Origin of the sequence: Rhizobium zaerense (genome assembly GCF_051810725.1) — a bacterium.
GTDB classification, from domain to species: domain Bacteria; phylum Pseudomonadota; class Alphaproteobacteria; order Rhizobiales; family Rhizobiaceae; genus Rhizobium; species Rhizobium leguminosarum_I.
Genome location: NZ_CM132690.1, coordinates 3,359,793 through 3,374,291, shown reverse-complemented (window position 1 = coordinate 3,374,291; position 14,499 = coordinate 3,359,793). Strand labels below are relative to the sequence as shown.

At 59.5% G+C, this 14,499-nt stretch carries 14 protein-coding genes and 2 pseudogenes; 8 read left to right on the top strand and 8 right to left on the bottom strand.

Going from position 1 to position 14,499, the window contains the following annotated elements; all coding sequences use genetic code 11:
- Nucleotides 1-25 precede the first annotated feature (25 nt).
- Nucleotides 26-496 (bottom strand): RidA family protein, encoded by a 471-nt coding sequence (locus tag ACS4RR_RS16415; protein ID WP_162118401.1) that lies wholly within the window; start codon nt 494-496, stop codon nt 26-28.
- The gene (locus ACS4RR_RS16410) at nt 490-1,215 is read right to left on the bottom strand and encodes an SDR family NAD(P)-dependent oxidoreductase (RefSeq protein WP_170258123.1); all 726 of its coding nucleotides are present in this window, start codon (nt 1,213-1,215) and stop codon (nt 490-492) included. The genes ACS4RR_RS16415 and ACS4RR_RS16410 overlap by 7 nt, the downstream gene beginning before the upstream one ends.
- Nucleotides 1,216-1,564: 349 nt before the next feature.
- On the opposite strand from ACS4RR_RS16410, the gene ACS4RR_RS16405 reads away from it, so the two are divergent.
- Nucleotides 1,565-2,071, top strand: a complete 507-nt coding sequence (locus ACS4RR_RS16405) for a YybH family protein (RefSeq protein WP_162118403.1) — start codon at nt 1,565-1,567, stop codon at nt 2,069-2,071.
- An 80-nt stretch (nt 2,072-2,151) separates the two neighbouring features.
- The gene (locus ACS4RR_RS16400; RefSeq protein WP_456189035.1) at nt 2,152-2,856 is read left to right on the top strand and encodes a type 1 glutamine amidotransferase domain-containing protein; all 705 of its coding nucleotides are present in this window, start codon (nt 2,152-2,154) and stop codon (nt 2,854-2,856) included.
- Between the two features lie 108 nt (nt 2,857-2,964).
- Here ACS4RR_RS16400 and ACS4RR_RS16395 read toward each other — a convergent pair whose 3' ends face one another.
- Complete coding sequence (locus tag ACS4RR_RS16395) at nt 2,965-3,756, bottom strand: phenylalanine 4-monooxygenase (protein ID WP_170258124.1); 792 nt, start codon at nt 3,754-3,756, stop codon at nt 2,965-2,967.
- A 123-nt stretch (nt 3,757-3,879) separates the two neighbouring features.
- On the opposite strand from ACS4RR_RS16395, the gene ACS4RR_RS16390 reads away from it, so the two are divergent.
- Nucleotides 3,880-4,341: an Lrp/AsnC family transcriptional regulator gene (locus ACS4RR_RS16390; RefSeq protein WP_012757075.1), complete on the top strand. Its 462-nt coding sequence runs from the start codon at nt 3,880-3,882 to the stop codon at nt 4,339-4,341.
- Nucleotides 4,342-4,394: 53 nt separating this feature from the next.
- Here ACS4RR_RS16390 and ACS4RR_RS16385 read toward each other — a convergent pair whose 3' ends face one another.
- Nucleotides 4,395-4,874: an Lrp/AsnC family transcriptional regulator gene (locus tag ACS4RR_RS16385; RefSeq protein ID WP_162118406.1), complete on the bottom strand. Its 480-nt coding sequence runs from the start codon at nt 4,872-4,874 to the stop codon at nt 4,395-4,397.
- 130 nt (nt 4,875-5,004) lie between these two features.
- Here ACS4RR_RS16385 and hppD point away from each other — a divergent pair, with 130 nt between their 5' ends.
- From hppD to maiA, 4 genes and pseudogenes are all read left to right on the top strand, one after another.
- Complete coding sequence (hppD, locus tag ACS4RR_RS16380) at nt 5,005-6,114, top strand: 4-hydroxyphenylpyruvate dioxygenase (RefSeq protein WP_170258125.1); 1,110 nt, start codon at nt 5,005-5,007, stop codon at nt 6,112-6,114.
- A 63-nt stretch (nt 6,115-6,177) separates the two neighbouring features.
- Entirely contained in the window at nt 6,178-7,539 is a 1,362-nt protein-coding gene (gene hmgA / locus ACS4RR_RS16375) for a homogentisate 1,2-dioxygenase (RefSeq protein ID WP_170258126.1), read from the top strand.
- Nucleotides 7,540-7,579: 40 nt separating this feature from the next.
- Nucleotides 7,580-8,604 (top strand): annotated as a pseudogene (locus ACS4RR_RS16370) (fumarylacetoacetate hydrolase family protein).
- Nucleotides 8,601-9,233, top strand: coding sequence for a maleylacetoacetate isomerase (gene maiA / locus ACS4RR_RS16365; RefSeq protein WP_456189034.1), 633 nt, complete (start codon nt 8,601-8,603; stop codon nt 9,231-9,233). Before ACS4RR_RS16370 ends, maiA begins: the two are co-directional and overlap by 4 nt.
- A 3-nt stretch (nt 9,234-9,236) precedes the next feature.
- Here maiA and ACS4RR_RS16360 read toward each other — a convergent pair whose 3' ends face one another.
- Nucleotides 9,237-9,707 carry an MEKHLA domain-containing protein gene (locus ACS4RR_RS16360; protein WP_170258129.1) on the bottom strand — a complete coding sequence of 157 codons (471 nt, stop codon included), beginning with the start codon at nt 9,705-9,707 and terminating at the stop codon, nt 9,237-9,239.
- A gap of 531 nt (nt 9,708-10,238) precedes the next feature.
- On the opposite strand from ACS4RR_RS16360, the gene ACS4RR_RS16355 reads away from it, so the two are divergent.
- Entirely contained in the window at nt 10,239-12,152 is a 1,914-nt protein-coding gene (locus tag ACS4RR_RS16355) for a P-loop NTPase fold protein (protein WP_456189033.1), read from the top strand.
- Nucleotides 12,153-12,348: 196 nt separating this feature from the next.
- Here the strand turns inward: ACS4RR_RS16355 and ACS4RR_RS16350 are convergent.
- The 3 genes and pseudogenes from ACS4RR_RS16350 to ACS4RR_RS16340 form a co-directional block, all read right to left on the bottom strand.
- Nucleotides 12,349-12,520: pseudogene (locus ACS4RR_RS16350) on the bottom strand (transposase domain-containing protein); the annotation flags it as partial.
- Nucleotides 12,521-12,907: 387 nt separating this feature from the next.
- Nucleotides 12,908-13,933, bottom strand: a complete 1,026-nt coding sequence (locus ACS4RR_RS16345; protein ID WP_456189032.1) for a serine/threonine-protein kinase — start codon at nt 13,931-13,933, stop codon at nt 12,908-12,910.
- Nucleotides 13,933-14,379, bottom strand: a complete 447-nt coding sequence (locus ACS4RR_RS16340) for a hypothetical protein (protein WP_017960100.1) — start codon at nt 14,377-14,379, stop codon at nt 13,933-13,935. The genes ACS4RR_RS16345 and ACS4RR_RS16340 overlap by 1 nt, the downstream gene beginning before the upstream one ends.
- Nucleotides 14,380-14,499 lie beyond the last annotated feature (120 nt).

The window sequence follows — 14,499 nt, the reverse complement described above, 5'->3', positions numbered from 1 at the left end:
TGGGCTTGGTCAGCGAATTCCTCCGCTAGGGCTCAATTTCAAGAATGAGTTCGATTTCGACGGGCATTCCGAGCGGGATGCTGGTGACGCCGAGAACGATACGCGGCGGAATCCTTTCCGCTCCGAAGATGTCGAGCAGAAGCTCGGAGGCGCCGTCTGCCACCTTCGGATGTTCGCGGAACGCGTGGGATGTCGCGATATAGACGCCGAGCTTGGAAATACGACGAACCGAGTTCAACGATCCCAGGTGCGACCTCGCGGCCGCGATGCCGCTGAGGCAGGCGGTGCGCGCGGCATCATAGCCTTGAAGGGTCGATAGCTCCTCGCCGACCCGCCCGAAGTAGACGGGATCGTGGCCAATCACCGGAAGCATGCCGCTCAGGAACAGCAGCGGCCCTGACTGGATCGCCTCGACATAGGCGCCGAAAGGCGTCGGCGGGGGAGGCAGCACGATCCCCAGTTCCTGCAGGCGCCCCTCCGGGTCGCGGCCTACCATTTTCCCAAATGTGCGCCGTTGTCGACGTGCAGCACCTCCCCGGTGATATTCGCTGACTCGGTCAGATACACGACGCCGTCGACGATCTCCTGGACGGCCGTGATCGTTCCCATCGGCGAAAGCGATTTGAGATAATCTTTTGGGTTCGTCGCATGCAGCGGCGTATCGACCACACCCGGCGACACCGCATTGACCCGGATGTTATCTCTGGCAAATTCCAGCGCCAGGCTCTTGGTGATGGCATTGAGGCCGCCTTTCGTGATCATCGGCACGGACGCCGTCACGCCGGCGATCGGATGATCCGTCAACGACGACGTGATGGTGACGACGCTTCCTCCCGACTTCTGGCGAAGCATCTGCCTGACAGCGGACTTGGTGAAGTGAAGGAAGCCTTCGACGTTGGTCGCTGTGAGGCGCCGAAAGTCATCGATCGTGTAGTCGAGGAAAGGCTTGGTGACGAAGATGCCGGCGTTATTGACCAGCGCGTCGATCGACCCGAACCGCTCGACGGCCCGCTGCGCCACACGCTCGGCGGTCTCCGGATCGGCGACATCGCCGTCGATCAACGCCAGCCTGTCATTGCGCTCCAACGCGCTCGTCTCGCTGATGCGTCTCGACGTCCCGACGACATTGTATCCCTTATCGAGGAAGGTCTTCACGAGGCCGGCGCCGATCCCTTGGGATGCGCCGGTGATCACCACTGTCTTGTGCAGGCTCATTTTCGCCTCCGTTACTGGGACGCATCGATCAGCCGCCCACCACCAATGGCCGGGCGCTGCCTCGATCGCGAGTTGTGTGCTGATCCGGCCTTCAGCCGGGAACGGTTTCGACGTCTCCGTTGCCGTTCTGCCAGGAGCATCTCGCCAAAAACGGTCGCCGCCTATTGTACCAAGGTGTCGCCGATACCTTTGGGTGGGATGGCGAGACCGAGCGCTGATCACCGGAGGAAACCGACTCCGCGCGTTGACGACACCATCGTCTAATGGAATCCGCTTTTTTCTTTCCGCATTCTCAGCAAGCCAGCCCAGGCCGGCGCTCCTTTGAAACCAAACGGAAAGAGGTTCTGACATGCAGAGGCATCTTCGAGAGATAACGGGAAACGAGGCGAAGACCGGCGACGGTTCTCTAGACGCGCTCATAGAGTTCTACAGGGCGTTCAACGCTGCCGACATGAGGGCGCTGGAAGCCGTCTGGGTCGAGGGCGAAGCTCCGAGCATGGACAATCCCATCGGCGGAATCCGACACGGCTGGGGCGCGATTGCCGAGGGGTATTCCAGGCTCTTTCAAGGTCAGGCGAAGGTGCAGGTGGTATTCCACGACTTCACGAGCCAGGGCGGAGAAGACTGGCACCTCTTTGTCGGCCGAGAAAGAGGCCGATGCGAGACACCCGAGGAGGGGCTCGATGTCGCCTTTCGCACGACACGCTGGTTCGTTCGAAGGAACGACGTCTGGCGGCAACTCCACCACCACGGTTCGGTCGAAGACCCCAAGATGCTTGCCGACTACCAACGCTTGATTTTTGGGGGCAGGGCGAAGGGAAGCCAATACCAAGGTATCGCCGATACCAAGGTGTAACTGTTGTACGAGCGGAAACTTGCCATACTTCTCCTCACGCAGCCGGTTCTGACTGCGGTCGAACAAGAAGGAGTCGACAGATGAAGATCCTGATGGTGTTTACGTCCCATGACATTCTTGGCAGCACCGGCCGAAAGACGGGCTTCTGGCTCGAAGAAGGAGCTGCACCCTACTATGTCTTTCGCGATGCCGGCGTTGAACTCGTCCTCGCCTCGCCCAAAGCCGGTCAGCCGCCGGTCGATCCGAAGAGCGATCTGCCGGAAAACCAGACGGAGGCGATGACTCGCTTCAAGCAGGACGCAGCGGCGCAGAAGGATTTCGCCAACACCTTGAAGCTGGCGGACATGCGCTCGGAGGACTTCGACGCGGTATTCTATCCGGGCGGCCACGGACCGATGTGGGATCTGGTCGACAACCCGGATCCGATCTCCCTGATCGAGTCCTTCTATAATTCCGGTAAGCCGGTTGCCGCCGTCTGCCATGCACCTGGGGTGCTGCATCGGGTGACATATAACGGCGCGCCGATCGTCAAAGGTAAACGCGTCACAGGGTTTGCGAACAGCGAAGAGGAAGAGGTTCAACTCACCGACGTTGTGCCGTTCCTGGTCGAAGATGAATTGAAGCGGCTCGGCGGACTCTATGAAAAAGCGCCGAACTGGCAGAGCTTCGCCATTACGGACGGCCGGTTGATCACCGGACAGAACCCGGCTTCTTCGACTGCCGGGGCGCAGGCCCTGGTCAAACTACTCGCCAAGCAGTCTACGGCCGGTTCGAATGCTGCGTGAGTGACGACTGAGGTGGCCAGGCTGACAAATTCAGGTCGTGGTCGCAAGCCCTTTGATTTGCGACCACGAAACGCTTCTTATGTAGGGATCCCGGCCTATCATCCGAACTCACGACGCTTTGGCTTCAAAAGCGGGGGCGAAATCACCCAGCGATTTTGCCTTGAGGACGGTGGCCTCGATATCCTGCTCCACGATCGCTTCAAGATCGGCGAAGCCGTCGATTACATAATAGATCGGCTGGAGGATATCGATCCGGTAGGGCGTCCGGAGCACGCTCAGCAGATCGAACGGCCGGAATTCGCATGCCTTGCCGTCCATGGCCGCCTTCGCTTCGCTAGGAGATGAGACGATGCCTGCGCCGAAGCAGCGGCGGCCCTGCGGCGTGTTGATCAGGCCGAATTCGACGGTGAACCAGAAGATCCGGAACAGATGCCATGAATAGCCCTTGCCGAGGCGGACGGCGGTTTCGCCAAAATGCCGGACGAAATTGGCATAGCTCTGGTTGGTCAGCATGGGGCAGTGGCCGAAAACCTCGTGGAACAGGTCCGGTTCCTCGATATAGTCGATATGCTCGCGACGGCGCAGGAAGGTTGCGAGCGGGAATTTGCCTTGCGACAGAAGCTCATAAAAGCGCGAGGGCGGAATGAGCGCCGGCACGCCTTCGACGCCGAAGCCGGTGGTCTCGTTCAGGCGCCTGTTCACGTCGAGAAGCTGAGGCACCTTGTCGGGCTTCAGCCCCAGCATTTTGACGCCGTCCAGATATTCGCGGCAGGCGGTATCGGAAAGCAGCGTCATTTGACGCCGGTAGAGTTCGCCCCAGATCGCATCTTCATCCGGTGTGTAGTCATACAAACCGTCCGGGCCGGGCAGTTTGGCGGTGTAGCTGCTTTCCTTGGTCATGTGCTGATCCTCCTATGCACGGCGCTATTGCTGCCATTATGATCCGAGTTTGGAGGATTTTCTTTCCTTTCATGCTGCCTATCGCCATAATGGTGGCAAATATTCCCGAATGAGGTGCAGAAAATGAAAGAACCTGGGAATTTTCGCCGCAAGCTTCTGCAACTCGTCCAGGCCGACGGCAGCCTGTCGCTGGCCGACCTGGCGGAAAAGGCCGGCATGTCGCAGAGTTCGGCCTGGCGGAAGATCCAGGAGCTGGAGGCCGACGGCGTCATCCGCAAGCGGGTGACGCTGCTCGATCCTGGAAAACTCGATCTCAAACTCTGCGTCATCGCGCATGTGACGCTGGAGGATCACCACGAAGAGGCGGTCGCCTCTTTCGCTTCGATGGTGCTGGAGCGGCCGGAGATCATGGAGTGCTACGCCTTGTCCGGCGCTTTCGACTACATGCTGAAGATAAGGGCAAGCGATGTGGAAAGCTACGAAGCCTTCATGACCCGCTATCTCATGCGCAACCCGCATGTGCGCACGGTGGTCTCGAGCTTCGTGCTGCGCGAGCTGAAATTCTCGACCGAACTGCCGCTCTGATTTAGATATTTACGCAGGGCGATGCCGTCGACATCAATGTCGTGTTGTCGCCATCAATGTCCCGGCATCAGCACCGGAAAGCCCTCGAATGTCTTCAGCGTGTCGAGCACGATCGATGTCTTCACGTGCTGCACCGACTCGTGCGGCAACAGCACGTCGTTGACGAATTTCGAGAGGTCGGCGAGGCCGCGGGTCGCCACCGTCAGGTGATAATCCATTTCACCGGTCAGCGCATAGGCCTCAAGAACTTCCGGCAGTCCATTGATCAGCTGCGAAAATCGGCGGGCATTGTCTCTGTTGTGGGTCGCAAGCGTCACGGAAATGACCACCAGCATATCGAGACCCAGCCTCTGCCGATCAAGGTAAGCGCGGTAGCTGCGGATATATCCTTCAGCCTCCAATCTTGTGCGCCGGCGCGAGCATTGCGACGGTGAAAGCGCAATCCGCTCTCCTAGCTCGTTGTTCGTCAGCCTGCCGTCCTTTTGAAGTTCCTGAAGCAGGCGCAGGTCCAATCTGTCGAGCGGTTCATCCATTGCGCGAAATCCCTAGAACACTCACGGATCGTGCAGAATATCTTCCTGAAGCATAAAGAATGCAAGAACTTTGCACGCGTTTTGGGCCACACTTTGCATATCAAATGCCATCTCCTCTGGAGGAAAGAAAATGGGTCCTTTCCCGCATGATGCGCCGCCCTCGGAAATCACCGCCGACAATCCGGCCGGTACCGACGGCTTCGAATTTGTCGAATTCGCCCATCCCGAGCCCGAGACGCTGCGCGAGCTCTTTACACGCATGGGCTACGTTGCCGTTGCCAAACACAAGACGAAAGACATCAGCGTCTGGCGACAGGGTGACATCAACTATATCCTGAACGCCGAACCACGCAGCCATGCCGCGCGTTTCGTCGCAAATCATGGTCCCTGCGCCCCATCGATGGCCTGGCGTGTCGTCGACGCCAAGCACGCTTTCGACCATGCTGTGTCAAAGGGCGCCGTTCCCTATGAAGGGCACGACAAGACGCTCGACGTCCCGGCGATCGTCGGCATCGGCGGCTCGCTGCTCTATTTCGTCGAGACCTATGGTGCCAAGGGATCGGCTTACGAGGCCGAGTTCGATTGGCTCGGCGAGCGCAACCCGCATCCTGAAGGCATCGGCTTCTATTATCTCGACCATCTGACGCACAACGTCTTCCGCGGCAACATGGACAAGTGGTGGGATTTTTACCGCAACCTGTTCAATTTCAAGCAGATCCACTTCTTCGATATCGATGGCCGCATCACCGGCCTGGTGAGCCGCGCCATCACCTCGCCCTGTGGCAAAATCCGCATTCCGCTGAATGAATCGAAGGACGACACCAGCCAGATCGAGGAATATCTTAAGAAGTACAAGGGCGAGGGCATTCAGCACATCGCCGTTGGAACGGAGGATATTTACGACGCCACCGACAGGCTTGCCGACAACGGCCTGCGCTTCATGCCGGGTCCGCCGGAGACCTATTACGACATGTCCTATGAACGCGTGAACGGCCACAGCGAACCGGTCGAACGCATGAAGAAGCACGGCATCCTCATCGATGGCGAAGGTGTGGTGAATGGCGGCATGACGAAAATCCTGCTGCAGATTTTCTCCAAGACGGTCATCGGCCCGATCTTCTTCGAATTCATCCAGCGCAAGGGCGACGAAGGATTCGGTGAAGGCAATTTCCGAGCTCTTTTCGAGTCGATCGAGGCCGATCAGATCAAGCGTGGTGTCATCGGGACCGCAGCGGAGTAAACTCTAAAGCGTTGCGCGCCTTGTCAGACGTGCAGCGCTGCGGGTTGTCGGGGAGGAGTGAGCATGGACCAGACATCGATCCAGACGTCGGATGGTGAAGCCACGGCGGCAAACAAGCTGAAATATATGCCGGGGTTCGGCAATGACTTCGAAACCGAGTCACTTCCCGGCGCCTTGCCGCAAGGCCAGAACAGCCCGCAGAAATGCAATTACGGTCTCTATGCGGAGCAGCTTTCCGGCTCGCCGTTTACCGCTCCACGCGGGACCAACGAAAGGTCCTGGCTTTACCGCATCCGCCCGAGCGTGCGTCACACCCGCCGCTTCTCCAACGCGTCCTATCCGCTTTGGAAAACCGCGCCGTGTCTCGACGAACATTCGCTCCCGCTCGGCCAGCTTCGCTGGGATCCCATTCCCGCACCCGCGGAGAGACTGACATTCCTCGAGGGGGTGCGGACCATCACGTCGGCAGGCGATGCCACCACCCAGGTGGGCATGTCAGCCCATGCCTATGTCTTCAATGAGGACATGGTCGACGATTACTTCTTCAATGCCGATGGTGAATTGCTGATCGTGCCGCAGCTCGGCGCCATCAGAGTGTTCACCGAAATGGGCATCATGGATGTCGAGCCCCTGGAAATATGCCTCATCCCCCGCGGCATGATGTTCAAGATTATCAAGGGCGGCGGGCAGACGGTCTGGCGTGGCTATATCTGCGAGAACTACGGCGCGAAATTCACACTGCCGGACCGCGGGCCGATCGGCGCCAACTGCCTGGCAAACCCGCGCGATTTCAAGACGCCTGTCGCCGCATTCGAGGACAAGGAAACGCCGTGCCGCGTCCATGTGAAGTGGTGCGGAAAGTTCTATGTCACGGAGATCGGCCACTCGCCGCTGGATGTGGTGGCCTGGCACGGCAACTACGCCCCGTTCAAATACGACCTGCGGACATTTTCTCCGGTCGGCGCCATCCGCTTCGATCATCCCGATCCGTCGATCTTTTCGGTACTGACCGCGCCCACCGAAGATGCCGGCACCGCGAATGTCGATTTCGTGATCTTTCCGCCGCGCTGGCTGGTCGCCGAGCACACGTTTCGTCCGCCCTGGTACCACCGCAACATCATGAGCGAATTCATGGGCCTGATCCACGGCCAGTATGACGCCAAGGAGGAGGGCTTCGTACCGGGCGGCATGAGCCTGCACAACATGATGCTTCCCCACGGTCCGGATGCGCTCGCCTTCGAAAAGGCATCCAATACCGAGCTCAAACCCGTGAAGCTCGATCACACCATGGCCTTCATGTTCGAAACCCGGTACCCGCAGCAACTGACGAGATACGCAGCCGAGCTTGAAACGCTACAGGATGATTACCTCGAATGCTGGGATGGCCTGGAACGCAAGTTCGACGGAACGCCCGGTCTCAAATAATGCATCAAGTGAAGTCATCCTCCGGCACGGGATTTCGGACATGAAGCTTGCAACGTTAAAAGACTCCACGCGGGACGGCCGGCTCGTCGTCGTGTCCCGCGACCTGACCCGCTGTTCCGAAGTCGGCCACATCGCCCGCACATTGCAGGCAGCACTCGACGACTGGGAGCATGTGGCTCCGAGACTCCAGCTCATTGCCGAAGGCGTCGAGACCGGCGCCCAGCCGACGATCCGGTTTCACGAACATGACGCTACGTCACCTTTGCCGCGGGCCTATCAATGGGCCGATGGCTCCGCTTACGTCAACCATGTCGAGCTGGTGCGCAAGGCGCGCGGCGCCGAAATGCCGGCGAGTTTCTGGACCGATCCGCTGATCTATCAGGGCGGCTCGGACGCTTTCCTTGCGCCGCGCGACCCGATCGTGATGGCTGACGAGGCTTACGGGATCGACATGGAAGGCGAGGTCGCCGTCATTACCGGCGACGTCGCCATGGGTTGCAGCCCGGAGGCCGCACGCGACGCCATCCGCCTGCTGATGCTCGTCAACGACGTGTCGCTGCGCGGTCTGATCCCGGACGAATTGGCCAAGGGATTTGGTTTTTCCAGTCGAAGCCGGCATCGGCATTTTCCCCGGTCGCGGTGACGCCGGACGAGTTCGGAGAGGCCTGGGATGGCGGTAAGCTGCATCTCCCGCTGCTGGTGAGCTTGAACGGCAAGCTGTTCGGCAAGGCCAATGCCGGCATCGACATGACGTTCGATTTTGGCCAACTGATCGCTCATGCCGCCAAAACCCGTAACCTCCTGGCCGGAACAATCATCGGCTCGGGGACGGTGTCCAACAAGCTCAATGGCGGCCCGGGCAGATCGGTAGAAGAGGGAGGAGACGGCTACTCCTGCATTGCCGAAATCAGGATGATCGAGACGATCGAGACCGGATCACCGAAGACCCCCTTCATGAAGTTCGGGGATCAGGTTCGCATCGAGATGAAGGATAGGGCCGGCCATTCGATCTTCGGGGCGATCGAGCAGACTGTCGAGAAATACCAAGGGGCCGAACCGCAATGAGCGAGGTGGTCCTTTACGACTACTGGCGATCATCGGCGAGCTATCGCGTCCGCATCGCGCTCAATCTTTTGGGTATCGATTATCAGACCGGGCCCATCAACCTGTTGGAAGGGGCACACAAGACTCCGGAATATCTGGCGCTCAATCCGCAGGGCTTCGTGCCGACACTGGTGGTCGACGGGAAAACACTGACGCAGTCGCTGGCGATCATCGAATATCTCGCCGAGACCCGGCCGGAATGCGGATTGCTGCCACCGGATATTGTCGATCGCCAGAAAGTCCGCGCCCTCGCATATGTGGTCGCCATGGACATCCATCCGATCTGCAACCTGCATGTCGTGTCGCATCTGATGAGCATGACGGATAAGCCCGATGCTCGCGAGGAATGGATGAAACATTTCATCTCCGACGGGCTGGGCAAACTGGAAGCGATGATCGGCGAAGCCGATGGCGCGTTCAGCTTTGGAGATGCGCCGACGATGGCGGACCTCTGTCTCGTTCCCCAAGTCTACAACGCTCGCCGCTGGGGAGTAGATATGACCGCTTTCAGGCGCATCACCGACATCGACGCCAGATGCGCCGAACTGCCCGCCTTCCAGGCGGCGCATCCCAGCCGCGTGAAACCGTAGAAACTACGCATCGCGCCATGAAGAGAATATCGCAGCCTGGCCCAACCGCTTGCCCGCGTCATCGATCAGCTGCCAGACGGTGAAGTTGTCGACCCAGAAACGGCGGCCCGATTTCGCGACCCTGACACCGCGGCCATTATCGATAAAACCATCACGCGTGACGGCATCGAGCAGCCGCTGGCGCTCGGCGAGATCGGGCTGTTCAGCCGAAAGCCGCGACGGCAGCGTGATGAATTCATCCCAGCTGTATTCGAAGCAGGTCTGCGCCGTGCAGTTGGCATAGATAAAGCGCGGGTCGGGCAGGGTATTGTGGGCAAGGACCACGAAAGGCGCGTCGTTATAGAGCCAGTCCGGCCCTTGCCCGTCCTGGACAAGTCGACGGCCGGTGACGCGCAGGTAACTTCCGGTGAGGAGGAAGAAGAAATCGGCATCGCTCCTCAGGTCGAGGGCGTGATTGTCATAGGCAAAAGTCACGAACTGCCTCACGGGTCAAATGCTTCGATGCAGGCGACATAGTCGATATTCATCGCATCGGTCTACAGCGCAAAGAATGGCGGTCGCAGCGAGTAGTCTGCAATCTTGAATCCGGTGCCTGCAATCCAAATGAGATCGAGGAGCTGAAAAAGCTGGGAGGCAAGGTCGAGGTTCTCTCCGACCCCAAGCTTCACGGCAAGGTGTATTTGACGGACAGGCAGCTCGTTCTGGATTCGTCGAACGCCTCCAGCAACGGTCTCGTTGTCGAGGGGCCGGCGATTGGAGGCTGGGCGGAGGCGAATATCTCTACGAATGACAGGGGTCTTCTCGGCCAGTTACGCACTTGGTGCGACGAGCGTGTGCTTGCCGCGGACACTGTCACTGCGGAGAAGCTTGCGCTTGCCCGCGTAGTCTGGATGGCGAGACGAGCGGCGTCACCGGCGAACGGCGGATTATCTACCGACCTGGTCCTTGGCGTGTACGCCGATGATGCATACATTCCTGTCCCACTCACCACCGGAGCCGCTGCGAATGAACGAGCATGCCCTCAAAGTCCTGGATGCATATCTCGATGCCGATACGCTGTCTGTTCCGCATGCAGTACTGATAGAGGGCCGCTGGGGCAGCGGCAAAACGTTTTTCCTGCAAAACGTCTACGAGCCCGCGCGGATGCGAGAGATGAATGCCAAGCGTCTCCATCACACTCCGTTTCTGTTCGTGAGCCTGTTCGGCGCGACCTCGGCCGCCGACGTCGAAATGCGCATCTACAAGGCGGCCTGCCCCGGGGAGGCGATCGCGGCCGGGATCGCTGGCACCATAGCACTGGGGGTCGGGGAGTTCTTTCGTGTCAAGGATGCGACCAAGGGTGCGATGGACAAGCTCGGAAAGAAGGCGATCAAGCGTCTCAACGACTTTGTCTTCGTCTTCGACGATCTCGAGCGGATGGAAAAGACCGCTTTCGGGGAAGTGATGGGACTGGTCAACTCCCTCGTTGCAGAACACGGACGACGAGTCCTGCTCGTCACCGACGAGACCAAGCTGGAGGAATTTGTTGGAGGCGACATGTGGAAGGACCAGAACGAGAAGATCGTCGGCCGACGTGCGCATATCGAAGCGGACTACGAGAGTGTGATCCACAGCACAATAGGGAACATGCCGAACGGTTCTGCCAAGTCGTTCATGGGCGACCGTATCGACGACCTCCTCGAAATCGCGATGGCCTCGGAGATCCAGAACCTCCGCAATCTGACATGGGCCATGCACAACGCCTCCGCTTTCGTGGACTGCCTCATCGGAGACGGCGAGATACCGGAGCGACACGTCGCCTCGACGATGGGCGTCGTACTCGCGACGACTCTGGGGATGCGCGGCGGCCTTCTCAATGCGGAAACGCTCGAGCGTCTTCCCGGGCTGGCGACGACGCTTGCCTTCCGGTCAGTTGGGAACAACCACGCGCCGTTGGATCCTCAGCTTCTGCAGGCCAAGACGTTTTCGGATAAGTTCGGCTCGCTCTCCCTCGACACGCCACCGATCGATTACGGTTTCATCAATGGCTTCGAACGCAGTGGGGTTATGGACCCGCTGCAAGTCAATTCTTGGATAAAGACCCAGTTCGGCTTTGGCAAAGAGCACGCCGAGCCGTCATGGCGGAGATTGTGGCTCAGCCACGAGCGACCGATGAAGGACACAGACGAGGCTGTTGCCATACTTGCCGATGAACTGGCCAAGCGGGTTCACACGGATAACGGGCCAATCCTTCATTCCGCGGGGCTTGCGATCCGGCAATGGGGAATGAACGACCAACGCCTGACCGCAGGAGAGGATGTCGTTGCCTACTTCGAAAAGTACATCGACGAGGTTGCCGCGGCAGGACTTTTGGAGGCGATGAAGTTCGACCATTTTCCCGCAGGATTCGATAGCCATGGCGGACTCGGCTTCAGCTCCACTGAGACTGGGGAATTTCAGCACATAGCTACCTACTTGCGCGCAAAGTCCTTGGAAAAAGCTGCGGCGAAACGCCATGAGCGAGCAGTTTCGATCTTCGCCGAAGCGGAAGCAGGTGATTTCGAGGCGCTGTTCAAGTTCATCCGAACCGACGACCCAGAGCTTTCCCAGACCCCGGTACTGTTGGACATTCCGGTCGATCATGTCGCGGAATTCATGAGCCGGGGCGTCCCGGAGCTATCCGCAGGTTCGAAGCTGCTTGCGTATCGATATCACCGAACGATGCCCGGGGATCCTGTGCTTGAGGAACTGCAATGGGCCCGCGATGTTTATGCTGCCGTTGTCGGAAAGCTTGCCCAGTGGCCGGAACCTCACCGGGCGATGGCGCTGCATTCGATGAACAGCCTCATTCGATACTACGAGCGGGACAAGCAACCTGAAGACAGGATCATCCCGCCACCGAAAGAGGCCGAGGCGGAAACGGAAATGCAGGACGCATAGTCGCCTCCCGTGCACAGAACTCGTGCCTCAAAATCTCGCAGCCTAGTTTGCAGCCGGACCCGCGCCGCACGTCCGACTATAGCTCTCCAGGGCGTCGGACACATAGGTTATCAGTAAGCGCTGCTTGCATCGCACCTTGACCACGCGCATTGAGCCGTTTTGAAATCCAGCGCTATGGGTCCGCTTCGGGTCGACATCAGCCGTGCGTTCGCTCCGAATAGTTCCAAGGCATTTAGGTCGTCGACCCGGCTCTGCTTGTGACCATTGACGATGGAGCTGAGCGTGGCGGTCAGGTATGCGAACGGTTCGACAGCGTTGATCCTACAGGTCTCAATAAGTGAGGCGATAGTCGCCCAATTCTCCGCTCCGCACCCTCGCTCGAAGTCTGATAGTTGGGGAGATCCGTTTTCGACGGCGACCGACAGCCGATTCACTAGCGAAGAATAGATATCTCTATTCCGATGGAACCGTTCTGTAATCTGGATGGGAACGCCTTCCTCATCAAGGCTCTTGAGCCTGCCCGCGCCGGTGAACCATTGAGGTTTTCCGAGATAACGGAGGTGTTCAGTGATCCTGGAATGATGCCGCACAACATCGAGTTCCGGCTTCGGCCGTGAAAATTTTGGCGGCTGCCGTCCGTGCGGTGTCATCCTTCTGGTGCGGACCTCACCTGAAACGGCGTCCGCAAATCAGGCATTGGTAGCGCGTGGGCGTGGGCATGACTACTCGATCTCCGCTCGCGCCGGGTTGACCCCTCACGCCAACGTTGAACGTGCCACCAGCTCCGCCAGACGAGTCCGTGCTTCGCGTTCCGTTCGGTAGCTCTGGCAATCCGGGCGACGGCGACGACCTCCGACCGTGTATTCGACGGACGGTTTGATGCCGGATTGGAAGAAGGCGCGTTCCGCCCTTCCATCGAAGGTGCAGGTCCATTCGTTGTCGTTCAAGCGGATCCACCGCCGGGCCGGCCGCAGCCGCTCCAGCTCCTGCCGAAGGGCGGCAGCCGTCGGGTACCTGTCGGCAACGACGGGGTTTATCGCCTTCTTGATGATGCGCTTCAGCTTCGGCGGCATGTGATCGGCGAAGCCCAACAGGTTCACGAGCTTGCCTTCCTTCACGAGAGCAGGCCACGCCGCGCTGCTCAATATTACGTCCCATCCCGTCATGTTGTTCACAGCACGGAGCAGCGTCATGCCTGCGGCGAACACGTCGCTGGCGGCGGAGAACTCCCTGTTATTGATGGCCTCCGGCGAGGCGTGCGGACGGTAGAACAAGTCCGTGACCCTCACGCCGCTCTCCGGATGGATAACGGTGCCAAAGTCCGACAGCTTGGCGATCCCGCCCGTCAGCATGATGTTGCCTGGCTTGACGTCGCGGTGAACGATCCCGCGGTTGTGGGCGTGCTCGAGGGCGAACAGGATCTGCTTCAGGTAGCCGATGGTTTCGATGACGGGCACGAATTCCTGATGCAGCCGATCGGCCAGCGAGCCGCCTTCCAGGTACTCCATTTCAATGAGCACGGCACCATCGAAGACGTCGGCGGTGAGCACCTTCACGACGTGGTCGTGGCCGCAAAGGCTCTGCGCCTGCGCCTCGACGACGGCGCGGTGCTCGACGGGATTGGCGACGCGGATCAACTTCAGGGCGGACTCGCGACCAAGGTTCCGATTGATCACGTGGAAGACGTCGCCGAACTGGCCGCTCCCGAGCGGCCGGACGATCTCGTACTTGTTCAGCACGATCTCGCCGGGCTGGAACGTCAGGGGGGCGACGGCCGACATCAGAGGCTCATCCAAGCGGCAAGGGCAGCCAGTTTGGCCGCGTTCGGCCAAGTCGCAGGGCGATCCACAATGCGCTCGTCGCAAGCCGTGAACTTGTCACCCGGATGCGCCAGCGCCTTCTTCGTGAAGGTGTGGATGGTCGACTGGTCAGCGGCCAGCCCCCGCTCGTGCGCAACCAGGGCAAGGATCCCGAAGGGGAACGTCAGGTAGGCGATCTGATCGGCCTTCTTTCCGTCCATCGACAGGCGGTATGCGAGGCCTTGCGGCTGCCGCGCCTCGATCAGCTCGTTGAACGTCTGTTTGAAGAAGTTTGCCATCTCCGGCTTCGGCTGGTCTACGTCGAATCGGTGGCGGTCGTGTACGACGTACCGCGGATCGGCTCTCGTGCCTTCCATCAGGCAGAAGTGCAACTCGCCCTTCTGAAGATTAAACCCAAGGATAGCCATCAGCCTGCCTTTCGATGGGAGGGTCGCCTTCTGCGCGAGCCCTGAACCAAAGGGCCCGAGCGAATGGCGGCCGGGCCCTTTTCTGGGATTTTATAAACTTAGGCGTTAGCGGCCAAGCTT